Source organism: Saezia sanguinis (genome assembly GCF_963921665.1).
GTDB classification, from domain to species: Bacteria; Pseudomonadota; Gammaproteobacteria; order Burkholderiales; family Burkholderiaceae_C; genus Saezia; species Saezia sanguinis.
In genome coordinates this window covers 186715-211973 of the sequence record NZ_CAWUGC010000012.1, presented here as the reverse complement: position 1 = coordinate 211973, position 25259 = coordinate 186715, and the positions used below count along the sequence as shown (strand labels likewise).

Sequence of the window (25259 nt, the reverse complement as noted above, 5' to 3'; positions counted from 1 at the left end):
AAACCACTAAACCACGTGTGCCAGCCCGCGGGCCAGATCGGCCTTGATGTCTTCCACATCCTCCAGCCCGACCGCCAGGCGCAGCAGCCCCTGAACAATACCAGCCGCCTGGCGCTGCTCTTCACTCAGGCGGCCATGCGATGTACTGGCCGGGTGGGTAATGATGGTTTTCACATCCCCCACATTAGCAGTAATGGAGCACAGCTCGGTATGGTCGGCAACCATCCAGGCATTATCGCGCTGTTGCTCAAGTGTTGTTCCCTTCACCACAAAGCTGACTACAGCACCACCAATACCGTTTTGCTGCTGCATGGCAAGCTGATGCTGCGGATGCGAAGGCAGCCCCGGATAATAAACCCGTTCAATTTTCGGGTGCGCTTCCAGCCAGCGCGCCATTTCAAGCGCCTGTGCGCTTTGCGCTTTCATGCGAACGGAAAGCGTCTCCAGCCCTTTGAGCACCACCCAGGCATTAAAAGGTGAAATCGCCATGCCTGCGCACCGCAATACGGGTTCAAATACGGTATCTACCAGCTCCTGCGAACAGCACAATGCACCGGCTACCACACGCCCCTGCCCGTCCAGATACTTGGTGCCGGAATGCATCACAATATCGGCCCCCAGTTTGACCGGCTGCTGCAAAACAGGCGTACAGAAAGTGTTATCCACTGTCAGCAAGGCACCATGCTGATGCGCCAGATGCGCCAGTGCAGCAATATCGCAAACCTCAGTCAACGGGTTGGATGGCGTTTCAGCAAACAGCAGTTTGGTATTAGGCCTGATAGCCTGCTTCCATTCATCCAGATTAGTTTGTGATACAAAAGTGGACTCAACGCCAAACTTGCCAAATTCAGAGCCGATCAGCTTGAGCGTAGAGCCAAACACGCTGCGCGAACATACCACGTGGTCACCCGCCTTGAGCAGCCCCATGCACAGCATCAGAATAGCGCCCATGCCGCTGCCTGTACCAATGGCGGCCTCAGTGCCCTCCAGCGCTGCCAGGCGTTTTTCCATACTGGCAACTGTCGGGTTGCTGTAACGTGAATAGGTATAACCGGCTTCTTCGCCCAAAAAACGCCTGGCTGTGGTGGCCGAGTCAGGCTGGACAAAGCTGCTGGTCAGATACAAGGCTTCAGAGTTTTCGCCATATGCACTTTTTTCAACCGCTTCCCGTACTGCCAGCGTTGCCTGTTTCCATGACTTTGATGCTGAATTCACAATCTTTTCCTGTTTTCTTTCAGATAAATATTCAATCAGTCCTGCGTTCCTTGCAAAGACAAGCGGCTGCGTGAGCCCTCTTCTATCTCATCCTCATGCTTGCCCTGGCGGGCTTTCTCAAGCTGTGCAAATGTGGTCTCGTTGATATCGCCTGTAATGTATTGACCATCAAAACATGAAGCCTCAAAACCCTTCACTTTCGGATTCAACTCTCCGATGACACGCTTCATTGCATCAACATCCTGATAAATCAGCGCATCGCAACCAATGTAATCCTGGATCTCCTGCACAGTGCGGCCTGAAGCAACCAGCTCACCGCGCGTGGGCATATCAATGCCATACACATTCGGATAACGTACCGGAGGTGCGGCAGAAGCCAGGTACACCTTGCTGGCACCGGCTTCACGGGCCATCTGCACGATCTCGCGGCTGGTGGTTCCACGCACAATCGAATCGTCCACCAGCAGCACATTACGCCCCATAAACTCCTGCTTCATGGCATTGAGTTTCTGGCGTACAGACCTGCGCCGCTCACCCTGCCCCGGCATGATGAATGTACGCCCGACGTAACGGTTTTTCACAAACCCGTCACGATAAGGTTTGCCAATGCGATAAGCAACCTGCATCGCGCTCGGACGGCTGGATTCCGGCACCGGAATCACCACATCAATCTCTGTGGGAGCCACTGTCGAGATGACCCGCTGCGCCAGCGTATCGCCCATGTTGACACGGGCCTGATAGACTGAAATACCGTCAATGACGGAATCCGGACGCGCCAGATATACATATTCAAAAATGCAGGGATGCAATTTGGATGACATCGTGCACTGCTCGGTGTGCATCGTACCATCCAGCTCTACAAAAACAGCTTCTCCCGGAGCAATGTCACGTACCAGTTGATGGCCGGTTCCCTCCACTGCAACCGATTCGCTGGCGACAATCACTTCGCCCTGATCATTCACACCATAGCATAACGGCCGGATGCCATTCGGGTCGCGAAACGCCAGCAAGCCATAACCTGCAATCAACGCCACCACCGCATAAGCGCCACGCAGGCGCTTCATGGTGCCACGCACAGCAGAAAAAATTTCGGAAGGCTTCAACGTCAGGCCGCGTGTAGCCACCTCCAGCTCATGCGCTAACACATTGAGCAAAACCTCGGTATCGCTTTCGGTATTGATGTGGCGGTGATCCAGGTTGAACAACTGGCGCTTTAATTCGTCCACATTGGTCAGGTTGCCATTATGTGCCAGCACAATGCCAAAAGGCGCATTCACATAAAACGGCTGCGACTCCTCTTCGCTGTGCGCATTGCCGGCTGTGGGATAGCGCACATGCCCGATACCGTAATTGCCAGGCAGCGCACGCATGTTTCGCGTGCGAAACACATCACGCACCATGCCTTTGGCCTTATGCATGAAAATTTTCTGCCCCAGCCCGGTCACAATGCCCGCAGCATCCTGCCCCCGGTGCTGTAACAGCAGCAACGAATCATAAATTAACTGATTGACAGGCTGATTGGAAACAACACCACAAATTCCACACATAATTCAGATTCCAAAATAAAAGAAAAACCAAAAAATTGCTGCCGCCTGTCAGACCGGCTCCGCGTCCGGCAGCACTGGCAGTGTGATCGAAGAAGGCTCGGCTTCATCCAGATTCAGGACCGAGCGCAAAAACGGCTTGGACACTTCCATCGCCTCATTGAGCCAGGGCGCTGAACGTGACTGGGTCCACCACTCCTCCTCCTGCAAATGCAGAATATGTACCACCAGCGTCATCACCAGCATCACGAGCCCTGCGCGCACTATCCCAAACACCCCGCCCAGGCAGCGGTCCATCGGGCGCAATGCAGGTTTGGAAAACAATGCCTTGAGCGCAAATGCCAAAATGCCATTGGTAAACAATACGGCAATAAACACCAAAACAAAAGAAATACCCATGCGCCAGTTTTCGTTCGCAATGGCCTTGACCAGCAACGCCGACAGGTCTGGCGCCAGCCAGCGTGCGACAAAAAAAGCCAATACCCAGCCAAACAACATGGCGGCCTCGTACATGAAGCCACGCATACAGCCAATCAGCACAGAAACAAGCACCACCGCGATAATCAGCAGATCCAATCCACCCATGCTAGATCATGCCCTCAAAAAATGAAAATCACACATTGACTGGTGCTCTGCTCACATTGAAAGTACAGCGGCAGGCAGGCCCATGGCCCGTATTTTTTCGGCCACCGCATCCGCAGCCGCCCGCCCGTTGAAAGGCCCTACGCGTACACGAATACGTTTGCCGGCATCTGTTTGCACTTCCTGCGCAAAAGAGGTATAGCCCGCCATCGTCAGGCGTGCCCGAACCTCACTGACTTTGGCTTCGTCAGCATAGGCCCCGACCTGCACCACAAAACTGCGGGAAAGATCATTGGGTTTGAGCGTTGTGGAGGCAGATGATGCCGAAGATGTGCTGGAAGACGTGGCAGGTGCCGATGGTGTGCGACCGGTCACAGCTATGGCCGGGTCGCCTAAAATGTTTGCCGCTCTGGCCGCATCGGCTGAAGGTGCTGCCGTACTACCACTCTGAGAGGCACTGGCAACAACCGCATCCGCAGGTACTTTGGAAGACAGTGTCGGACGGTTGGCGGGCCGGGTGGCATAGCCATCACTCAGCGTTAAATCCGTTCCCCCTTGAGCTTCCTGGTGCTGGTCTGTACTGGCCGCCGAATCCATTGGCTGCGTCGGATCCGCCATGATACTGCCCGAAGTCACAGGAGCAACGGTTTCCGGCGCTGTTATGGCAACAGGGGCAGATGCACTATCAACCACTCCCCCGTCTAAGGGTTGCATGACTGGAGGCGACACCATCTGGGGAGACGCTGAGGAAACCTGCTCCCCCTCAAGCACCGACTGGCCGGCAACTTCGATCGGCACATCCACAACCGTTGGGCGTGGCTGCGAGTTAAATATCCATGGCAGAATAGCCACAGCCAACACCACCAAAATGATGGCCCCGATCACACGGCGACGCGCCCTGATCCGTATCTGTTCTATGGTTTGCGCTGAAGGTGGTTGCTTGAGCACTGGCACTGTCAGGTTCCCTTGCAGAAGGTTGAATATGCAGCAAGTATTTTACCGCTGTACGGGATTGCGTGGAATTCCGTGCTCCAGTACCCCACCCACAGTATAAAACGATCCAAACACAACAATTCTATCAGCAGGATCAGCCTTTTCCAGCGCCTGCAGCAAAGCGGTATGCGGATCGGCGCAACACTGTACGCTGACATCCTTACCTTTCAGGGGTGGCAGAGCATGCCACAGTGCTTCCAAAGCCGTTGCAGATACGGCCCGTGCCGTGGGCAGATCGGTAAAATACCAGTGGTCCACCAATGGCTGCATGCGCAGCATCACCCCGCGCAGATCCTTATCGTGCATGGCGCCAAAAACCGCATGCGTTTGCGGGTAAAACCCCATCTGATCCAGGTTTTCAGCCAGCACAGCAACGGCATGCGGGTTGTGCGCCACATCAAGCACCACAACCGGTTGCCCGGGCACAATCTCGAAACGCCCCGGCAATGTCACCTGCGCCAGCCCCATTCGCACATCCTGAGCCGATACGGGCAGACTCTCCCTGAGCGCCGTCAATGCCGCCAGCACACCGGAAGCATTCAGCAACTGGTTGGCGCCACGCAACGCCGGGTACGCCAGACCGTTATAGCGGCGACCGCGACCGGACCAGCTCCACTGTTGCGCATTACCAACATAATTAAAATCCTGCCCAAACCGCCATAAATCGGCTTGCGTTTCACGCGCATGTGCCAGCACACTGTCCGGCGGCATCGGATCACTGACAATCACCGGTTTGTGCGCACGCATGATCCCGGCCTTTTCAAATCCGATGCTCTCGCGGTCGGGTCCTAAAAACTCGGTGTGGTCAATATCAATGCTGGTGATGATGGCGCAGTCATTGTCGATGATATTGACAGCATCCAGCCGACCACCCAGGCCAATCTCCAGCACCGCAGCGTCCAGTTCCTGCTCACTGAGGTAATGCAAAATAGCCAGCGTCGTGAACTCAAAATAAGTCAGACTGATATCCCCGGCAGCACGGCGCGCCTGCTCCACCTGCACGAAGTGGGGAATCAAGCTTTCACCCTGAATCATTTGCCCATTGATGCGACAACGCTCTTCAAAATGAATCAGATGGGGCGAGTTGTACACACCCACTCTGTAGCCGGCCTCCATCAGAATCGACTCCAGCATGGCGCAGGTAGAACCTTTGCCATTGGTGCCCGCCACCACAAAAACCGGGCATTCAAAATCCAGCCCCAGTGCCTGGCGTACTTTCTGCACACGCTCCAGCCCCAGCTCAATGTTCTGGGCATGCAGTTGCTCACAAAACGCGAGCCATTGTTCAAGGGTAGTCAACTGGGTATATTCATTCATGGTTAACAGCTTGTTCATTTTGAATTCTGTGAGCTTCGGGCAAAACACCTCCAGCGCAAGGTACTGATGATAGTGTGCCAGCCCATCTTATGAAAGCATGTATGCAATAAGCACTACAGACTGTACAACCATCCTCCCTCTGATTGCATTTTGCATGTTTGCCTATTCCTATTCTGCTTATTCTGCCGCTATACCCGCTTTAACACCTGGCATCACCGTTCTCAAGCATTGCCCTACTCAATTTGCTGCAATTGCATGCTCTGCCCCCTGACTGCCTGAGCTTACTGTCAAAATCATGCCTATGAAGGAACACCCCCTCTCATCTGCCGCTCCGCCTCAAAAATCCGCTTTGCCGCAGGATATTGCACAGCGGTACGCGCTGGGTCTCATGCCGGAACCCCAACGCAGTTGGGTGTCTGCGCTCAACGATATTGCAGACAGTCTGATGACGACGGTACATGAGGTCTCTGACAACACGGTTGTACAGGCCAAAATCGGCTGGTGGCTTGCCGAAATAGAACGCCTGTTCGCCCGTAACGCAACGCACCCCGCAACCCAATTGCTACAGGCCGATACCCCATTCGAAAAACTGGTACCGGCTTATTTTCAACAGTTCCTGCACGGCATACAGGATATGCGCATGCAGACACGCTATCTGGACTTTCCCAGCCTGAAACATCAGGCCACACAGATTCAGGGCAGCCTGATACAGCAAACAGCGGCCTTGCTCGGTGCATCGGCCACTACCCATGAAGCCATGCAGTCTTTAGGCGTGGCCATGGCACTGAAAAACAGCATCAGCCGCCTGGGTTACCGTGCCCGCCTGGGGCGTGTCGAAATTCCGCAGGATGAACTCACACAATTCGGCGTAACTATCAGTGAAATCAGGCAAAATGAAGCGCCGTGGGGTTACAGTGACCGTTTCAGCGCTTTAATCGAATTTCAGCGTGAACGCGCATTGGCGCAATTTAAAACCGCACTGGAAAACATTCCCGCTGGTGAAAAGCCTGCTCTCCGCCCTCTGATTGTTCAGGCCCGTCTGGATATGGCATGGTTGGACATGCTGCCAAAGATGGATTACCAGATACTGCATCAGCACATCATGCTCAGCCCATTGAAAGCCTGGTGGGTCTCGGTCACCGCCCGTTAAAGAAAACAGCGCCCCCGCTTTAAATAACGTATTGCCGGCCATTGCTGATACCAACAGGGCAAACAACAGCAATAGATACAGAATTCTGGTCATTTATATCTGTACTTCTTTGCCAACCGGGGCAGTCCTGCATTATCATAGAAGATTCGCACTCTTTAAATGCATTTATTCAACCACGATTGAGATCAAAACTGCCATGAGTTCTAACCGCCGCTCAAAAAATATCACTGAAGGGCCTGCCCGCGCACCCAACCGCTCCATGTACTATGGTTTGGGCTACAAGGACGAAGATTTTGCCAAACCCATGGTCGGTATTGCCAATGGGCACTCCACCATCACCCCATGCAACGCAGGACTTCAGAAACTGGCCGATGTTGCCGTTGATGCGATCAGGGCTGCTGGCGGTAACCCGCAGACATTTGGTGTGCCCACCATTTCTGACGGCATGTCCATGGGCACGGAAGGCATGAAATACTCTCTGGTATCGCGTGAAGTGATATCCGACTGTATTGAAACCTGCGTACAGGGCCAGTGGATGGACGGCGTGATGGTGATTGGCGGTTGCGACAAAAACATGCCGGGCGGCATGATGGGTATCCTGCGCTCCAATGTGCCGGCCATCTACGTTTATGGCGGCACCATCAAGCCAGGGCACTATAAAGGTCAGGATCTCAACATCGTCAGCGTATTTGAAGCCGTGGGCCAATACAGTGCCGGCAAAATGAGTGAAGAGGATTTTTCCGCCATTGAGCACAAGGCCATCCCAGGTACCGGTTCATGCGGCGGCATGTACACCGCCAATACCATGAGTTCGGCCTTTGAAGCGCTGGGCATGAGCCTGCCCTATTCGTCCACCATGGCCAACCCGGATGACGAAAAATCAACCTCATCCGCAGAATCGGCCCGTGTACTGCTGGAAGCCATTAAAAACGACCTTAAACCGCGTGACATTGTCACCAAAAAAGCCATTGAAAATGCGGTTGCCGTGATCATGGCAGTTGGCGGCTCAACCAACGCCGTGCTGCACTTCCTGGCCATCACACATGCTGCCGGTGTTGACTGGACCATTGACGATTTTGAACGCATGCGTAAAAAAATCCCGGTGATATGCGACCTGAAACCATCCGGCCGCTACATGGCGATCGACCTGCACCGGGCTGGCGGCATTCCGCAGGTCATGAAACTGCTGCTCAACGCCGGATTGCTGCATGGTGACTGCATCACCATCAACGGAAAAACTGTGGCAGAAAATCTGGCCAATGTTCCCGATGTACCCTCCGCAGAGCAGGATGTCATCCATACCATTGACAACCCGCTCTACAAGGAAGGCCATCTCGCCATCCTGAAAGGCAACCTCTCTCCCGAAGGTTCTGTGGCCAAAATTACCGGGCTGAAAAATCCGGTCATCACCGGGCCAGCCAGGGTCTTTGATGATGAACAGTCTGCCCTGCAAGCCATTATGGATGGCAAGATCAAGGCCGGAGATGTGATGGTGTTGCGTTATCTGGGTCCCAAAGGCGGCCCCGGTATGCCAGAAATGCTGGCACCTACAGGTGCATTAATCGGACAGGGACTTGGTGAATCTGTCGGCCTGATCACTGACGGTCGTTTTTCCGGCGGCACCTGGGGCATGGTGGTCGGCCACGTAGCGCCGGAAGCTGCTGTGGGCGGCAATATCGCCCTGATTGAAGAAGGCGACTCCATTACCATTGATGCGCACCAGTTGCTGCTGCAGCTCAACGTCAGCGACGAAGTGCTGGCAAAACGCCGCAGCCTCTGGAAAGCACCTGCGCCACGCTACCAGCGTGGTGTATTAGCCAAATTCGCACATTGCGCTTCCAGTGCAAGTACCGGTGCCGTACTGGATAAATTTGATTGATTTTCAAAACATCCATATAAAAACGGCATCTATTCCAGATGCCGTTTCTTATTTCAGCGCTTCTTTTTGCGTCTGAAAAAACCTTTTGGTTTTTCATCATCAGACCACAGGTCATCCATTTGCTGCTGCCTGCGCGCTTTGACCCTTTTTCTCTCGTCGCGCGCTTCCCTCTTGGCATCCAACTGAAAAGCAGGAACCACAAACTCCCAATAAAGAAAAGCCATGACAAAGGGAGTTCCACACCACCACCAGGACAGATCGACCATGAAACTCACATCCAGCGCTTTCATAATCAACATGGCGATACCAGCCAGCAAAAATATCATATGTCGTTACCCAATAATTGCCCAATGTGCCTTCAGACCGTATGGCTTCAGGCATATAAATTATGCCTGCCCCCGCTTTTTGCAGTTATTCTATAACAGCTATTACCCTTATCAGAGTAATTTTTACATCCATTGATGCAAATTAAATACTCTGCATAAATCACATAAATGATTTTACGTACAGCCAATCGCCATTATTCCCGATTGGCCTTGCGGCGCTCATGCTCTTTCAAGTGGCGTTTACGCAGCCGAATGGATTTAGGCGTAATTTCCACCAGCTCGTCATCTTCAATAAACTCCACTGCATATTCCAGTGAAAGCTCAATGGGAGATGTCACCTTGATCGCATCTTCTTTGCCCGAAACACGGAAATTTGTCAGCTGTTTGCTGCGTACCGGATTCACAACAATATCGTTATCACGGTTGTGAATCCCCACAATCATACCTTCGTAAACAGAATCGCCCGGTTTGACAAACATGCGGCCGCGGTCATCCAGCTTGCCCAGCGCATACGTCACGATTTCGCCATCATCCTGACTGATCAGCACACCATTCTTACGCCCGGGCAATTCGCCTGCATAAGGCTCATAGGCATCAAAAATATTGCTGACCAACCCGGTGCCACGCGTCAGATTCAAAAACTCATTCTGAAAGCCAATCAGACCACGTGCCGGAATGCGGTATTCCAGGCGCACACGCCCCTGGCCATCTGACTCCATATTCAGCAATTCAGCGCGCCGTTCGCCAAGCGCCTGCATGACTCCGCCCTGATGGCTGTCTTCAATATCAACCGTCAGCAGCTCAAAAGGCTCCTGACGGCTTTCCCCCTGCCCACGAAACACAACGCGAGGGCGGGAAACCGCCAGCTCATAGCCTTCCCGGCGCATATTTTCAAGCAGGATCGTCAGGTGCAATTCACCGCGCCCGGAAACTTCGTAAATACCATCTTCATCCGTATCACGTACGCGCAATGCCACATTGCTTTGCAACTCACGTTCCAGGCGGTCACGAATCTGGCGGCTCGTCACGAATTTACCCTCACGCCCAGCCAACGGAGACGTATTGACACAGAAATTCATCGTCAGCGTAGGTTCGTCCACATGCAGCATTGGCAGCGGATTAGCGTTTTCCTGCTCAGTTAGCGTCATGCCAATGCCGATATTGTCAATCCCGTTGATCAGCACAATATCTCCTGCCTGTGCCTCGTTATACTGCACGCGTTCCAGGCCTTCAAACTTAAGCACCTGGTTCACACGCGCTTTAAACGGTTTGCTTTCCGGACCGCTCCATACCAGCACATCCTGCAACGGTTTGATACGCCCGGCGTTAATGCGCCCCACACCAATACGCCCCACATAAGAAGAGTAATCCAAAGAGCTGATCTGCAATTGCAGCGGGGCATCCGGATCACCGTCATGCGGTTTCACATGCTTGATAATGGTTTCAAACAGTGGGCGCAGATCAGTTCCCTGCTCACCTTCATTCAACGTGGCCCAGCCATTCAGACCTGAAGCATATACCACCGGAAAATCCAGTTGCTCTTCAGTCGCACCCAGCTTGTCAAACAGATCAAATGCAGCATTGATCACATAATCCGGGCGCGCGCCTGGCCGGTCCACCTTGTTCACCACAACAATCGGGTGCAGCCCCAAGGCCAACGCTTTTTTCGTTACAAACCGTGTTTGCGGCATTGGGCCTTCCACCGCGTCAATCAACAGCAGAACCGAATCCACCATCGACAGCGCACGCTCCACTTCACCGCCAAAATCGGCGTGTCCGGGCGTATCGACAATGTTGATGTGTGTGCCTTCCCATGAAACTGCGCAGTTTTTCGCCAGAATTGTAATACCGCGTTCTTTTTCAAGGTCATTGTTGTCCATGACCCGCTCATCCACTTTTTCATTGCTGCGGAAGGTACCGCTTTGGCGCAGCAACTGGTCCACCATGGTCGTCTTGCCATGGTCCACGTGGGCAATAATCGCAATGTTACGAATTTGTTTCTGATTACTCATCAATTCTCACCTGTTAAAACTTGTGTTTGCTCAATCGATTGTTGTATTTCTATCGGCGACAACAGCCGCTGCGGGATTAACTCCCCTGACCGTACATGGGCCATGCCCAAAAAAGCATCGGGACGACGCCCCATCACCTTGACCATGGGCGCATCAGCCATGTCCGTGTTACGGCGCATTCCGGTCAGAAAACGGCCTGCATCCGCTGAATCCAGAAAAACTTCAGGAGCATCTCCCAACAACGTATCTGCCGTCTTCAGTTGTGCTAGCCTGGCCTTTTCATCCATGGCTGCCAGCTCATCCAGCGTAATGCATTCATCCTGCAAAAAACCACCTGTGGCTGTACGCCTCAGCGCAAGCAAATGCGCACCACACCCCAGTGCATCCCCGATATCGCTTGCCAGTGTGCGGATATACGTGCCTTTGCTGCACCGCACATCCATCTCAAAAGTCTGCGGATCCAGCATTGTCACATCCAACCCGTAGATAGTCACCTCACGCGGCTGACGCTCAATCTCCACACCGGAACGTGCATATTCATACAAAGCTTTTCCCTCATGTTTCAACGCAGAATGCATCGGGGGAATCTGCCGGATTTTTCCTTGAAACCGGGGCAATACCGACAACAACTGCTCCAAAGTCACATGCGCGTCACTTTGCCGAATGACTTCGCCCTCGCTATCGCCTGTGGATGTGCTGATACCAAGCCGCACCGTTGCTCGATAGCTTTTATCAGCATCCAGCTGTACCTGGGCAAACTTGGTTGCTGCACCAAAACACAGCGGCAACACACCTGTGGCCAAAGGGTCCAGCGTTCCGGTATGCCCACCTTTTACAGCACACAACAGCCACTTGGCCTTTTGCAAAGCCTGGTTACTTGAAAGCCCGAGCGGTTTATCCAGCAACAACACCCCATGCACGGGGCGCCTTGCAACCCGTGCATGAGACGCCGTCTTGACCATAATTATTCGTCGGCATCCTTTGATCTTGAAGCAACTGCTTTGGCAATCAGATCATTCAGATCAGCAGCATGTTCAGTGGTGCGGTCAAAATAAAAATGCAAAGTTGGCACCGTATGAATATGCAGGCGTTTAAACAGCAGATTCCTTAAAAACCCCGCCGCCTCGTTCAATGCCTCTTCATTAACCTGCGGATCTCCCACCAGCACCGTAAAACCAACACGTGCATGCGCATAATCGGGCGTGACCTCCACATGGCTGATCGTGATCATGCCAATGCGGGGGTCCTTCAGTTCGCGCGCGATCATTTCAGAGAGATCTCTCTGAATCTGATCAGCGACCCGATAGGCCCGATGGGGTGTGGATGATTTTCTAGGCATCTTATCTCTTCATACCCGCATTACAGCGTACGGGCAATTTCCTTCACATCAAAGAACTCCAGCGTATCGCCTTCTTTGATATCTGTGTAGTTCTTCAGTTTGATACCGCATTCAAAGCCTTCATTGACTTCACGCACATCGTCTTTATGACGGCGGATGGAATCAACCTCTCCGGTATACATCACCACGTTATCACGCAGCAAATGGAATTTGGCATTGCGATGCACCATGCCCGAAGTCACCATACAACCGGCAATCGTACCAATCTTTGTGGCCACAAACACATTGCGAATCTCGGCAGTACCGATAACTTCTTCTTTCTCCTCAGGCGAAAGCATACCGCTCATGGCCGCCTTCACATCATCCACAGCATCATAAATGATGTTGTAGTAGCGAATCTGGATACCGTTGGTTTCGGCCGATTTACGTGCATTGGCATCCGCCCGTACATTAAAGCCGATGATCACCGCCTGCGAAGCAATCGCCAGATTCACATCCGACTCGGAAATGCCCCCCACTGCAGCGTGAACAACCTGCACCCGTACCTCATCGGTCGAGAGTTTTTGCAGTGAAGTCGACAATGCTTCCTGTGAGCCTTGCACATCTGCCTTGATGATCAGCGACAATACCTTGGTATCACCGCTTTCCATATTTTCAAACATGTTTTCCAGCTTGGCGGCCTGCTGGCGTGCAAGCTTCACGTCACGGTACTTGCCCTGTCTGAACGTTGCAATTTCACGTGCACGGCGCTCATCAGCCAATACCATAAACTCATCACCAGCCTGTGGCACATCGGTCAACCCCTGAATTTCAACCGGGATCGACGGGCCTGCATCCTGAATCGGCCTGCCATTTTCATCCAGCATTGCGCGTACACGGCCAAAACTGGCCCCGGCCAACACCACGTCGCCTTTATGCAAGGTGCCAGACTGCACCAGCACAGAAGCCACCGGACCACGGCCCTTATCCAACCGGGCTTCAATCACAATCCCCTTGGCTGATACATCGACTGGTGCCTTCAACTCCAGCACCTCAGCCTGCAACAGCACATTTTCCAGCAGGTCATCAATGCCCTGACCAGTCTTGGCCGATACCGGCACGAACGGTGAATCACCGCCGTACTCTTCAGGCACCACGCCTTCTGCAATCAGCTCCTGCTTCACGCGGTCAGGGTTGGCTCCCGGTTTGTCAATTTTATTGATCGCAACCACCAAAGGCACCTGCGCTGCCTTGGCGTGGGCAATAGCCTCTTTGGTCTGTGGCATCACACCATCATCTGCGGCCACCACCAGAATCACGATATCCGTTGCCTGAGCACCACGGGCACGCATGGCGGTAAACGCCTCGTGCCCCGGAGTATCCAGGAATGTAATCACGCCGCGCGGTGTTTCCACATGGTACGCACCAATGTGTTGTGTAATACCGCCCGCTTCACCGGCTGCAACCTTGGCCCGCCGAATGTAGTCCAGCAGCGACGTTTTACCATGGTCAACGTGTCCCATCACCGTCACAACAGGTGCCCGGGCTTCAGCCTGAGCATCACGCTCTGCCTGCTCGTCATCATCTGTCAGGAATGCTTCAGGATCATCCAGCTTAGCCGCCACTGCCTGATGCCCCAGTTCTTCCACCACAATCATGGCGGTATCCTGATCCAGCTGCTGGTTAATGGTGACCATCTGGCCCATTTTCATCAGCGCCTTGATCACTTCAGAGGCCTTCACAGACATTTTATGCGCCAGGTCAGCCACGCTGATGGTTTCCGGCACATGAATCTCTTTAACAACAAATTCCACCTCTTTGGGCGCAGCTTTCTGTTCAACCTGATGCCGATCGCGTCGACCGCCCCGGCCACCTTTGGCTTTCCATTCGTTCGCTGCAGGCGTGGCTGTGCGGGCACCTTTTTTAGGTGAGTCATCAGCCCACTGCGACGACAGCTTTTCAGATTTGATCGATTTATTGCGCTCACCCGAAGTGGCCGCCTCTTTACGCATCACATCGGCAGTTTTACCTTTACCGGTTTTCACTTTCTCGGCTTCAGGTTTGACAGGTTTTTTCGCCACCAGCACCTTGCGAGGTGCATTCATCATATCGCGAATGGCCTGCGCCTCTGCTTCTGCCTTGCGGCGTTTCTCTTCGCCTGCGCCATCGGTCGCAGCCGCAGCTACTTCTGGCGCGGCTGGCACAGCTTCAGGCTGAGCTGTCTGCTGATCTGCTGGTTGCGCAGCAACCGCTGAATCTGTCTCGGCTGCTGGTTTTTTAGTTGCCGCTTTGGCCTTTTTCGCCTTCGGTGCCGATTCAGGCACTTCTGCAACATCCTGCTTCACCAGCTCTTCCGACACAGCAGGCTGCTGCTCTGCCGCCTGTTCTGCAACCACTTCAGCCGCAGAAGCCTCGACGGTTTCCGGCGCCTCAGAAGCCTGCTCTTGCTGTTCCTGCAGTTCACGCTGGCGGCGTTTTTCTTCCGCTTCTTCCTGCTGCCGGCGCAATAACTCCGCCTGCCGCTCAGCTTCAGCCTGACGGCGTGCTTTTTCAGCTTCATCAATCACAGGTTTAGCCAGTGCTGTATCTGCTACCGGAGCAGCTTGTTCTGGTGCCTGGGCAACCACTTCATCCCGTTTGACAAAAGTCCGTTTTTTACGTACTTCGACCTGGATCGTGCGTGCTTTTCCGCTGGCATCAGACTGCTTGATCTCCGTTGTTGACTTTTTCATCAACGTGATCTTTTTACGTTCAGTCGGTGTCCCATGCACGCTGCGCAAATGCTCCAGCAAACGCCCCTTGTCCGCCTCGGTAACCTCATCGTCAGCAGACGATTTGGCAACACCTGCAGCAGCAAGTTGCTCCAGCAGCGTTTGGGTACTGCGTTTGAATTCTGCAGCCAGTTGTGAAACAGTCGTAACGGCCATGCGTTTAAAATCCTTTATCTATCCGCCAGGTCCATGCAATGCATGTTCATCACCTTGGCACTTCCAACACAGCTCGCTTTCATGTGCACTCACATATCTGACAAGCCGCTTAATTTATATACACATTACTGGTCTTCATCGAACCAGTGCTCACGTGCTTTCATGATGAGTTGCTTTGCCTGCTCCTCATCAGTCATTCCAGTAATCTCAATCAACTCGTCCACTGCCAGATCAGCGAAATCATCCAGCGTACGGATATCCGCATCGGTCAGCTTGGTCAACTGCTCAGCGGTCAAGCCCTCCAGGGAACGCAGGTCTTTTGCTGTTTTGTCCAGAGTTTCTTCCCGGGCAATTTCCATTGTCAGCAAAGCATCCTTGGCACGGCTGCGCAGTTCTTCGATCATTTCTTCATCAAAAGCGTCGATCTCCTGCATTTCCTGCAATGGAACATAGGCAACCTCTTCCAAAGAAGTAAACCCTTCAGCAATCAGAATATTGGCAACCTCTTCATCCACATCCAGCTTGGACATGAACAGATCGCGAATCTCGGTGGTTTCCTGTTCCTGCTTCTGGGCCGATTCTTCAGCGCTCATGATGTTGATACGCCAGCCGGTCAGATCTGAAGCCAGGCGCACATTCTGACCACCACGGCCAATCGCCACCGCCAGATTGCTCTCATTCACCACCACATCCATCGCGTGCAGATCTTCGTCCACCACAATCGAATCAACCGTTGCCGGAGCCAAAGCGCCAATGGCAAACTGAGCCGGATCCTCTGACCACAGCACAATATCCACACGCTCACCAGCCAGCTCATTGGTTACCGCATTGACCCGCGATCCACGCACACCAACACAGGTCCCTACCGGATCAATGCGCTGATCGTGGGCAATCACGGCTATTTTCGCACGGGATCCGGGATCACGCGCACAGGATTTAATTTCCAGCAAGCCCTGCTCAATTTCAGGCACTTCCAGATGAAACAGTTCCATCATGAACTCTGGTGCGCTGCGCGTCAATTCAATCGGGATGCGCTGTGTATGATCAACACTCTTGATGAAAGCACGCACGCGGTCACCGGAGCGCAGATTTTCACGCGGAATCATTTCACTGCGGCGCAAACGCCCTTCCACGCGGCCAGACTCAATAACGGCATCGCCCTTATCCATGCGTTTGACGGTGCCGACAAAAATCTTTTCGCCCCGGGCCAAAAACTCATTGAGCAACTGCTCGCGTTCTGCATCGCGAATTTTCTGCAGAATCACCTGCTTGGCAGCCTGTGCACCGATACGGCCAATTGCGACAGACTCCACCGGCTCTTCAATGTAATCGCCAATCTCAACATCAGGCAACTGCTCTACCGCCTCAAAATGCAGGATTTCAGCATCAGGCTGCTGTAAACCAGCCTCGTCAGGCACCACCAGCCAGCGGCGGAACGTGTCGTAATCGCCCGTTTCCCGGTCAACCGCCACGCGAATATCAACATCACCATCGTACAGTTTCTTACTTGCTGAAGCCAAAGCAGCTTCAACAGCGCCAAACACAATGTCACGCTCCACATTCTTTTCACGTGATATGGCATCTACCAGCATTAACAGCTCGCGGTTCATCGGTTACGATCTCCGTTGTCATTAAATGATTTGTCTTCAGGTTCATCCAACGCAGACTCAGCATTCTCAGCTTGCGTCGTTGGGGTTGCATGAACTTTTTTACCCTTGAAATCCACTACAGGCACCAAACGTGCCTCACGCACTTCATCCAGCGTAAAGCCCAGCGCCATGGCAGGCTCTTCAACAGCCGCTTTTTTACGCGCGCCAACCTTCCCGGTTTTTTTCTGTTCCTCGGCTTCCAGCACCAGAACCCATCCGTCCTGCCCCTGTGGCGCAGCTTCCAGCCGGCCAGCAAACTTTTTCTGTTTGTATGCTGATTTACCGTCCGGACCATTCACGACAACCGGGGTTTTAAAGGTTATTTCAGCCCGCTCGCCCAGAAAACGCTCATAATCCTGCGCTTTTTTCAAAGGACGGTCTAACCCGGGGGAGGAAACCTCCAGGCGCTGATAATCCACCTGCTGCACTTCCAGCACATACTGCAACTGGCGTGTCACGCGCTCGCAGTCATCCACAGTAATTGCCGGTACACCATTCGGATTCTCAATAAACACACGCAGCAAACCACCGGTCGGGCGCTCTGCCTCAACCATTTCATATCCCAGGCCTGTTACAGCCTGCTCAACTTCGGCTTGCCAACTCATCCAGTATGTACCCTTTATTCCCTTTGTCCGCTCGCCTCAGCTTTTGGCATTTTGCCAAAAAGCAACACCCGGTTTCGATAAAAAACCCGCCAACAAAAAAGGGGCGGTTGCGTGTCCGCCCCTTTCGGGTGTTTCTACAGCGAATGCATTATTATAATACGCTTCTCAAAAGCTCGCAAGAAGCTGCTGCCAAAAAGCAACCATAAATGCTCATTTGGCGCCTCACAAATTCTGCAAGAATCGGGCTGATGGTTTCATGCATTATTTCAATGCTCATTCCACATTCATTGCAGCACTGATCAGGGCCTGCGTGTAAGGCATGGCAGGGGTTGTCATGATCTGCTCAACCGTACCGGCTTCAACAATCTTGCCGCTTTTCATCACGATCACCTCGTGTGCCAGCGCCCGCACCACTCCCACATCGTGCGTGATCAGGATATAACTCAGTTGTTTATCCTGCTGCAACTGCGCCAATAATTCCAGCACCTGTTTCTGAATTGAAACATCCAGTGCGCTGGTCGGCTCATCCAGCACCAGGATTGACGGCCCCACAATCAACGCCCGGGCAATGGCAATACGCTGCCTTTGCCCGCCCGAAAATTCATGCGGGTATCTGGACATGATGTCTGCCGACAGCCCCACATCGGCCAGCGCCTGCGCCACCTTTTCGTCCCGCTGCGCACGCGTGCATTGCGGCTGGTGTACCAGCAGCCCCTCGGCCACAATGTCACGCACCGTCATGCGTGGCGACAGGGAAGAAAATGGATCCTGAAACACCACCTGAATATGGGCCCGCATCGGCCGCTCCTGTGCCAGGCTGCTGCCCCATGCTTTCCCGTTGATGGCAATATCGCCCTGAACCTGCCCGTGCGGCAGCAACCCCAGCAACGCCATCGCCAGCGTCGACTTGCCTGAACCCGACTCGCCGATAATCCCCAGCGTGCGCCCGGGAGCCAGCGACAGCGTCACGCCATCCACCGCCTCAAACGGTTGCCTGCGCCAGAACGCCAGCCGAGCCAGCCCCTTGCCCTTGGCGGGTTTGTTTCCCGGATAAAACACCTTAACCTGCTCGGCCTGCACCACAGGCGTTGTGCCTGACGAACTGTGAGCATCCTCATCCCCTACCAGCCGTTGCGGACGGCTATCCAGCAAGCGCTGCGTATAGGGGTGTTTCGGCTGGCTGAATACCTTTTGCGTTTCGCCGGTTTCAACAATGGCACCTTTCTCCATCACCGCCATGCGGTCGGCAAAATGGCGCACAATACCCAAGTCATGCGAAATCAGCAACACCGCCATGCCATCTTCCTGCTGCAAACGGTTCAGCAGATCCATGATCTGCACCCGCAGCGTCACATCCAGCGCGGTTGTAGGTTCATCCGCCAGCAGCAGCCGCGGTCCGCATGCCAGTGCCATGGCAATCATGGCCCGCTGACGCTGCCCGCCCGAAAGCTGGTGCGGGTAGGAAAATGCCCGCTCCTGTGGCTCAGTAATACCGGTGCGATCCAACAGCTCAATCGCTCTTTTCCAGGCGACCTGCCTTGAAAGCCCCTCGTGCAGTTGCAGCCCCTCCACAATCTGGTCGCCTACGGTAAACAGAGGGTCCAGTGCCGTCATCGGCTCCTGGAAAATCATCGCGATCTCTTTTCCCCGTATCCGCTCCAACTGGCGTTCTGTGGCCTGATTCAGGTCAAGCTGCTGACCATTTTTCAACGTGAACACAGAAGTACCGCTGACCTGCGCACCGGACAACAAGCCCAGAAAAGACATGGCCGTCACACTTTTGCCCGACCCTGACTCTCCGACCAGCGCCACTTTTTCGCCAGCAGCAATATCAAGGCAGACCTGCTCCACTGCTGCACGCGCCCCCCAGCGCACCGTCAGATCACGTACGCTGAGCAAAGGCCGCCCCTCTTTGGGCAACGAAATATTCTGCATATCCTGTTCTTTATCTTTCATTTTTTGCGCCCCTTGCCGCCTTTGACCAGATAGCGCGGGTCCAGCGCATTGCGCAGTGCATCGCCGGTAAACGTCAGCAGCAGCATGGTCGTAAACAGCACCGCAAACGTCGGCAGAATAATCCACCAGGCATCCAGCCGGCTTTTCCCCTGAGACAGCAGCTCACCTAGGCTGGGTGTATCGGGCGGCACGCCCAGCCCCAGAAAATCCAGACTGGTCAGTGCCAGAATCGCTGCACTCAGGCGGAACGGCAAAAATGTAATCACCGGCGTCAGGCTGTTAGGCAACACATGGCGTTTGATAATCTGCCAGTGAGACAACCCCAATGCCCGCGCAGCCCGCACATAATCCAACTGCCGGTTGCGCAGAAACTCGGCCCGCACATAGTCAGACAGGCCAATCCAGCCAAACAGACTCAGCAGCAGCAAAAGCAATAACAGACTGGGCTGGAAAATGGCCGAAAAAATAATCAGCAGGAACAGTTCCGGCATGGCGCCCCACACTTCCAGAAAGCGCTGCGTGATCAAGTCCACCTTACCGGCAAAGTACCCCTGCACCGCACCAAACAGCACCCCCAGCAGCACCCCCACAATGGTCAAGGCAATGCCAAAAAAGATCGATACCCGAAACCCGTACAGCAACTGCGCCACCATATCCCGCCCGCGGGTATCCGTTCCCAGCAGATTCTGCGCCGAAGGCGGTGCCGGAATAGACGCCAGTAACTGGTAGTTGATGGTCTTAAAACCGTAATGATTTGGCGGATACAGTGCAAAATTGCCCGGCTGGTTGATCTGCTCAATCACCAGCGGCTCCGTATAATCTGCAGGCGACTCAAAATCGCCGCCAAACAGCGTTTCCGGCAAATCCTGGAATACCGGCACATACCAGTGCCCGTCATAGCGCAGCAGCAGTGGGCGGTCGTTGCTGATCATTTCCGCCCCCAGGCTCACCACCACCATCATGATCAAAATGCACAGGCTAGCAAACCCCAGCCGATTGGAGCGAAAACGCTGCCAGAACAGCCGCGCCGGAGACTGCAGCGCCTTTTTCTGCGGCACTGCCGCACTCTGGATATCAACGGAAGAAACTGAATCGGTCATCATGCCTCACCGGTCAAACTTCACGCGCGGGTCAACCCACACATAACAGAAATCTGTGATCAACTTGGTCAGCAGCGCAATCAGCGTAAACAGATACAGCGTGCCCAGCACCACCGGAAAATCGCGCCGCAGCACCGACTCATACCCCAGCAGTCCCAACCCATCCAGAGAAAACAGCGTTTCAATCAACAGTGCCCCGGTAAAAAATGCCGTCACAAACGCCGCCGGAAACCCCGTCACAATAGGCACCAGTGCATTGCGGAACACATGTTTCCACAACACTTTCTTATTCGACAGCCCTTTGGCGCGTGCCGTAGTCACATACTGTTTTCGAATCTCTTCCAGAAATGAATTTTTGGTCAGCATCGCCAGCGAGGCAAAGCCACCCGAAACCATGGCCGTCACCGGCAGAATGATATGCCACAGATAATCTGCGGCCTTGCTCATCATCGACAACTCATCCCAGTTGGGCGATGTCAGCCCTCTGAGCGGAAACAGCGGCCAGAACCCGCCGCCGCCAAACAGCACCAGCAACACCAGCCCCAGCACAAACCCCGGCATTGCATAACCAGCCAGCACAATCAGCGTGGTGAAAAAATCAAACCGGGTGCCATGGCGCACCGCCTTGGCAACCCCCAGCGGTACTGCCACCAGGTAACTCAGCATAAACGTCCACAACCCCAGTGAAATGGATACCGGCAGTTTTTCGATAATCAGTTCCAAAACCGAGCGGTGATGGTAAAAACTGGTACCCAGGTCAAACCGCAGGTATTGCCCAACCATCTGCACAAAACGTTCAGGTGCGGGCTTGTCAAACCCATACAGCGCCTTAATCTCCTCCAGCCGCTGCTCGTCAATACCCTGTGAGCTGAGCCGTTCAATCGACATGCCCGCCCCATCGCTGCCACCGCCAGCGCCGCGCGCAGCCAGCAGGTAGTTTTCCACCGGGCCGCCGGGCACAAACTGCGTAATGATGAAAGTGATCAGCAACACGCCAAACAGCGTAGGAATCATCAGCAGAATGCGTTTAATAAAATATAGCCACATGGTCTATGCAATCGTTCAGTTTTCCGGCCCGGCTGTCTGCACGCCCTCTGAGGATTTGGCCCACCAGGTCCCCATGACCCAGCCCTCAACCTGATAATACCCGGGAATGGTATCAGGCAGCGCCAGTTTGGACGCATCATACGCCACACGGTAATTGCTCGAATAAAACTGCAATACCGAGTAAGCCCCATGCAGCAGCATTCTATCCAGCGCGCGCCCGGCAGCAACGGCTTCAGCCTTATCTTGCGCATTAACCAAGCGGTTAATCAGTTCATCAATCACCGGATTGCGGATACCCCACCAGTTGGCACTGTGCGGCATATCCGCCGCTTTGCTGCCATACAATTCATACAGCTCTTTACCCGGCACGGTGGAGCCCCCCATACGGATGGTGGTGACGTCAAAGTTGAATTGATCCAGACGCATCTGGTACAACGAAAAGTCCACCGTACGCAGCTTAAACTGAATGCCCAGCTTCTCTAGCGCACGTGCCCATGCGGCATGCACCCGCCCCCCGCCTTCCTGGCTATCAAGGTATTCCATCACAAAAGGCTCACCCTGCGCATTGCGCAATGCACCATCGCGGTAGGTCCAGCCGGCTTGCGCCAGCAGATCGCGCGCACGCTTCAGGTTCTCCCGCAGCGAATGCGGTGGTGGCGCAGTCACCGGCTGCACAGGAGCAGGCTCATACAGAACCGCATCAGGAAGCTGCTCTTTGCCATATTCAGCCTGCAAGGACTGCAACAGCGCCAGTTCATCTGCAGAAGGCATCCCTTTAGCCTCAAAATCGCTGTTGCCGAAATAACTGCTGATCCGCTTATAGTTGCCGAAAAACAGCGCCTGGTTCATCCATTCAAAATCGTACGCCAGATTCAGCGCCTGCCGTACCCGTACATCGCTGTACTGCGGCTTGCGGCTATTGAGAATATAGCCCTGAAAACCATACGGCAGCCGGTTTTCAAATTCGCGTTTCACCACATCTCCCGAATCAAAGCGCCTGCCATGGTAGAGCTTGGCCCAGTTGCCGGCAGAAAACTCCTGCATGAAATCAAACTCACCGGCTTTGAACGCCTCCAGCTTGACGGTGCTGTCTTTATAAATGCGTACCGTAATGCGGTCAAAGTTATACTGCCCGACCTGTACGTTCAGGCCCCAGCCCCAGTAGTTGGGGTCACGCACATAAGTGATATCTTTGCCGTACACCACAGAACCAATTTTGTAGGGGCCACTGGCAATCGGCTCCTGCAAGCGTATATCGCCAAACGCCACACCTTCGCCCCACTTATGCGAAAAAACCGGCAGCGAACCAATCGTGATCGGCAGTTCACGGTTGAACTCCTTGAGGTCAAAATAAACAGTACGCTCATCGGTACTGCGCACCCCTGCCACCTGCTCCAGCATCGTACGGTAAGCAGGAGAGGCATCGTTGCTGATCAGCATGTTGTACGAATGGATCACATCCTGCGCCAGCACCGGGTCGCCATTGGAAAAACGCGCTTGGGGGTTGATATGAAAACGCACCCAGGTTTTATCCGGCGCCACTTCCACATCATCGGCCAGCAGTCCGTAAGCGCTGCCCGGCTCATCCAGCGAACTGGTCAGCAGACTTTCAAAAACCAGCTGGCTCATATAGGCCGGTGCTGTACCTTTCAGCGAAAACGGATTGTATTTATCGAATGTGGAAACGCGCAGGTTGGACACCAGAACCAGCTCACCGCCTTTGGGCGCCTGCGGGTTGACATAATCAAAATGCGAAAACCCTGCCGGGTATTTCAAATCACCCCACTGTGCATAGCCATGCGCAGCCCATGCCGGCTGCCACAGCAGGAACACAGCAGCGCCCACAACGCCACAGAACCCGGAAAAACACCTTGCAATGCTGCGCACCAAAATTTTGCCTCTGCCTCGTAATGAAAATCCGTATTTTAATGATCTGCTCAAGCCGTAAAGTATACAGGGTAGACAGCCAATCTGACTAAACATTGGATTGAGAACCGCTATAATCATTTGATTGAACTGCATGGCTCCCATGCATCTGTTCCCCGACAAACAGGATAAAGGAAAACTCACAATGGGCTTTTTAGCTGGAAAAAAACTGTTGATCACAGGCGTATTGTCTAACCGTTCCATTGCCTACGGCATTGCCAAGGCATGCCATCGTGAAGGCGCAGAACTGGCATTTACCTATGTTGGCGACCGCTTCAAAGACCGCATTACCGAATTTGCCGCTGAATTCGACTCCAAACTGGTATTTCCCTGTGATGTCGCCTCTGACGAACAGATTGACGCCGTTTTCGCCGAACTGTCAAAAACCTGGCCCAAATTCGACGGCTTTGTGCATGCCATCGGCTTTGCACCGCGTGAAGCCATTGCTGGTGATTTTCTCGATGGCCTGTCGCGCGAAAGCTTCCGCATTGCACACGATATTTCAGCCTACAGCTTTCCGGCACTGGCCAAGGCCGCGCTGCCTTACCTGAACACCGATGCCGCTTTGCTGACATTGAGCTACCTGGGTGCGATGAAAGTGGTGCCCAACTACAACACCATGGGCGTAGCAAAAGCATCTCTGGAAGCCACGGTACGCTATCTGGCGGCTTCTTTGGGGCCCAAAGGCATACGTGTCAACGGCATTTCAGCCGGCCCGATCAAAACGCTGGCGGCCAGCGGCATCAAGGATTTCGGCAAGCTGCTGGGCGCCTTCGCTGCTGCTGCACCGATCCGCCGCAATGTCACCATTGAGGATGTCGGCAATTCTGCCGCATTCATGCTGTCTGACCTGGCCGCCGGCATCACCGCCAACATCGTCTATGTGGATGGCGGCTTCAGCGAAGTGGTCGCCGGACTCGATCCGCAAGCCAGCGCATCCTGATTCCCACTTTCACGGTACGTGTCCAAACACAAGCGCGCACCTCAACGGCACCTGACTTTAGAGCGCATGCTCTTCAGTCAGGGATTTGGCTCCCGCCACGAATGCCGGGGCCTGTGTTTACAGGGACGTGTCGCGCTTGAACAGCAGACCATCACCGACCCTGAAATGCTGCTGGAGCCGCACGAAGGCCTGCTGTTCCATGTGGATGAGCAGCCATGGCCGTACCACGCCCAGGCCTATATTGCGCTGCATAAACCTGCGGGTTACGAGTGTTCACAAAAACCGTCACACCATCCCAGCATTTATACCCTGCTGCCCGCCCCACTGAGACGGCGCGGTGTGCAGGCTGCCGGCCGGCTGGATGCTGACACCACCGGGCTGCTGCTGCTGTCAGATGATGGCCAGTTTATTCACAAAGCCATTTCAGGCAAACGGCATCTGCCCAAAACCTACCTGGTCACGACCAAACATTCTGTCAGCGATACGATATGCCAGCAACTGCTCCGTGGTGTGCAGCTCGATGACGAACCCGCGCCCATTGCTGCCGCTGCCTGCGAGTTACAGCATGAGCACCAACTGCTGCTGACCATCACCACCGGCAAATACCATCAGGTCAAACGCATGATTGCCGCAGCCGGTAACCGCGTTACAGAACTGCACCGCCCTGCCGTCGGACACTTTGAATTACCGCCGCACCTGAAACCGGGAGCGTGGATGTGGATTACGCCGGAGCAGGTATTTTCTCCAGCGGTAAACACGTAACTTAGACT

General features: G+C 54.0%; 20 protein-coding genes. 4 read left to right on the top strand and 16 right to left on the bottom strand.

Annotated features, from left to right (window positions below; all coding sequences use genetic code 11):
* Positions 1-6 precede the first annotated feature (6 nt).
* The 5 genes from AACY98_RS07755 to folC are packed head-to-tail and all read right to left on the bottom strand — an operon-like array spanning position 7 to position 5669.
* Complete coding sequence (locus AACY98_RS07755) at positions 7-1215, bottom strand: O-succinylhomoserine sulfhydrylase (protein WP_239441933.1); 1209 nt, start codon at positions 1213-1215, stop codon at positions 7-9.
* 35 nt (positions 1216-1250) lie between these two features.
* Positions 1251-2762, bottom strand: coding sequence for an amidophosphoribosyltransferase (gene purF, locus AACY98_RS07750; RefSeq protein ID WP_339803649.1), 1512 nt, complete (start codon positions 2760-2762; stop codon positions 1251-1253).
* Positions 2763-2810: 48 nt separating this feature from the next.
* A complete protein-coding gene (locus AACY98_RS07745) occupies positions 2811-3344 on the bottom strand; it encodes a CvpA family protein (RefSeq protein ID WP_339803646.1) in 534 nt (177 codons plus the stop codon).
* Between the two features lie 51 nt (positions 3345-3395).
* Positions 3396-4289, bottom strand: coding sequence for an SPOR domain-containing protein (locus AACY98_RS07740; protein WP_339803644.1), 894 nt, complete (start codon positions 4287-4289; stop codon positions 3396-3398).
* A gap of 48 nt (positions 4290-4337) precedes the next feature.
* Entirely contained in the window at positions 4338-5669 is a 1332-nt protein-coding gene (folC, locus tag AACY98_RS07735) for a bifunctional tetrahydrofolate synthase/dihydrofolate synthase (protein WP_239441932.1), read from the bottom strand.
* Positions 5670-5952: 283 nt separating this feature from the next.
* Here folC and AACY98_RS07730 point away from each other — a divergent pair, with 283 nt between their 5' ends.
* Together AACY98_RS07730 and ilvD are read left to right on the top strand one after the other, a co-directional pair.
* Positions 5953-6801, top strand: a complete 849-nt coding sequence (locus AACY98_RS07730) for a squalene/phytoene synthase family protein (protein WP_339803640.1) — start codon at positions 5953-5955, stop codon at positions 6799-6801.
* 196 nt (positions 6802-6997) lie between these two features.
* Positions 6998-8680 carry a dihydroxy-acid dehydratase gene (ilvD, locus tag AACY98_RS07725; RefSeq protein WP_339803637.1) on the top strand — a complete coding sequence of 561 codons (1683 nt, stop codon included), beginning with the start codon at positions 6998-7000 and terminating at the stop codon, positions 8678-8680.
* A 53-nt stretch (positions 8681-8733) separates the two neighbouring features.
* On the opposite strand, the gene AACY98_RS07720 is transcribed toward ilvD, so the two are convergent.
* The 11 genes from AACY98_RS07720 to AACY98_RS07670 all read right to left on the bottom strand — a co-directional run bounded on the left by AACY98_RS07720 (position 8734) and on the right by AACY98_RS07670 (position 23507).
* Positions 8734-9006 carry a TIGR04438 family Trp-rich protein gene (locus AACY98_RS07720; RefSeq protein ID WP_126977327.1) on the bottom strand — a complete coding sequence of 91 codons (273 nt, stop codon included), beginning with the start codon at positions 9004-9006 and terminating at the stop codon, positions 8734-8736.
* Positions 9007-9200: 194 nt separating this feature from the next.
* The gene (gene typA, locus AACY98_RS07715) at positions 9201-11018 is read right to left on the bottom strand and encodes a translational GTPase TypA (protein WP_126977325.1); all 1818 of its coding nucleotides are present in this window, start codon (positions 11016-11018) and stop codon (positions 9201-9203) included.
* Positions 11018-11980 (bottom strand): tRNA pseudouridine(55) synthase TruB, encoded by a 963-nt coding sequence (gene truB, locus AACY98_RS07710; protein WP_339803632.1) that lies wholly within the window; start codon positions 11978-11980, stop codon positions 11018-11020. Before truB ends, typA begins: the two co-directional genes overlap by 1 nt.
* Positions 11981-11982: 2 nt before the next feature.
* The gene (rbfA, locus tag AACY98_RS07705) at positions 11983-12357 is read right to left on the bottom strand and encodes a 30S ribosome-binding factor RbfA (RefSeq protein WP_126977321.1); all 375 of its coding nucleotides are present in this window, start codon (positions 12355-12357) and stop codon (positions 11983-11985) included.
* 20 nt (positions 12358-12377) lie between these two features.
* Positions 12378-15263 (bottom strand): translation initiation factor IF-2, encoded by a 2886-nt coding sequence (infB, locus tag AACY98_RS07700; protein WP_339803629.1) that lies wholly within the window; start codon positions 15261-15263, stop codon positions 12378-12380.
* A 125-nt stretch (positions 15264-15388) separates the two neighbouring features.
* Positions 15389-16873, bottom strand: coding sequence for a transcription termination factor NusA (gene nusA, locus AACY98_RS07695; protein WP_339803627.1), 1485 nt, complete (start codon positions 16871-16873; stop codon positions 15389-15391).
* A complete protein-coding gene (rimP, locus tag AACY98_RS07690; RefSeq protein ID WP_339803624.1) occupies positions 16870-17517 on the bottom strand; it encodes a ribosome maturation factor RimP in 648 nt (215 codons plus the stop codon). Before rimP ends, nusA begins: the two co-directional genes overlap by 4 nt.
* Positions 17518-17790: 273 nt before the next feature.
* Positions 17791-19473, bottom strand: coding sequence for an ABC transporter ATP-binding protein (locus AACY98_RS07685; protein WP_339803621.1), 1683 nt, complete (start codon positions 19471-19473; stop codon positions 17791-17793).
* On the bottom strand, positions 19470-20573 hold the full coding sequence (locus tag AACY98_RS07680) for an ABC transporter permease (RefSeq protein WP_339803965.1): 1104 nt from the start codon (positions 20571-20573) through the stop codon (positions 19470-19472). Before AACY98_RS07680 ends, AACY98_RS07685 begins: the two co-directional genes overlap by 4 nt.
* A gap of 6 nt (positions 20574-20579) precedes the next feature.
* Positions 20580-21620, bottom strand: coding sequence for an ABC transporter permease subunit (locus tag AACY98_RS07675; RefSeq protein ID WP_339803618.1), 1041 nt, complete (start codon positions 21618-21620; stop codon positions 20580-20582).
* Between the two features lie 15 nt (positions 21621-21635).
* Positions 21636-23507, bottom strand: a complete 1872-nt coding sequence (locus AACY98_RS07670) for an extracellular solute-binding protein (protein ID WP_339803614.1) — start codon at positions 23505-23507, stop codon at positions 21636-21638.
* 184 nt (positions 23508-23691) lie between these two features.
* On the opposite strand from AACY98_RS07670, the gene fabI reads away from it, so the two are divergent.
* Positions 23692-24489, top strand: a complete 798-nt coding sequence (fabI, locus tag AACY98_RS07665; protein WP_339803962.1) for an enoyl-ACP reductase FabI — start codon at positions 23692-23694, stop codon at positions 24487-24489.
* A 51-nt stretch (positions 24490-24540) separates the two neighbouring features.
* The gene (locus AACY98_RS07660; RefSeq protein WP_339803960.1) at positions 24541-25251 is read left to right on the top strand and encodes a 16S rRNA pseudouridine(516) synthase; all 711 of its coding nucleotides are present in this window, start codon (positions 24541-24543) and stop codon (positions 25249-25251) included.
* Positions 25252-25259 lie beyond the last annotated feature (8 nt).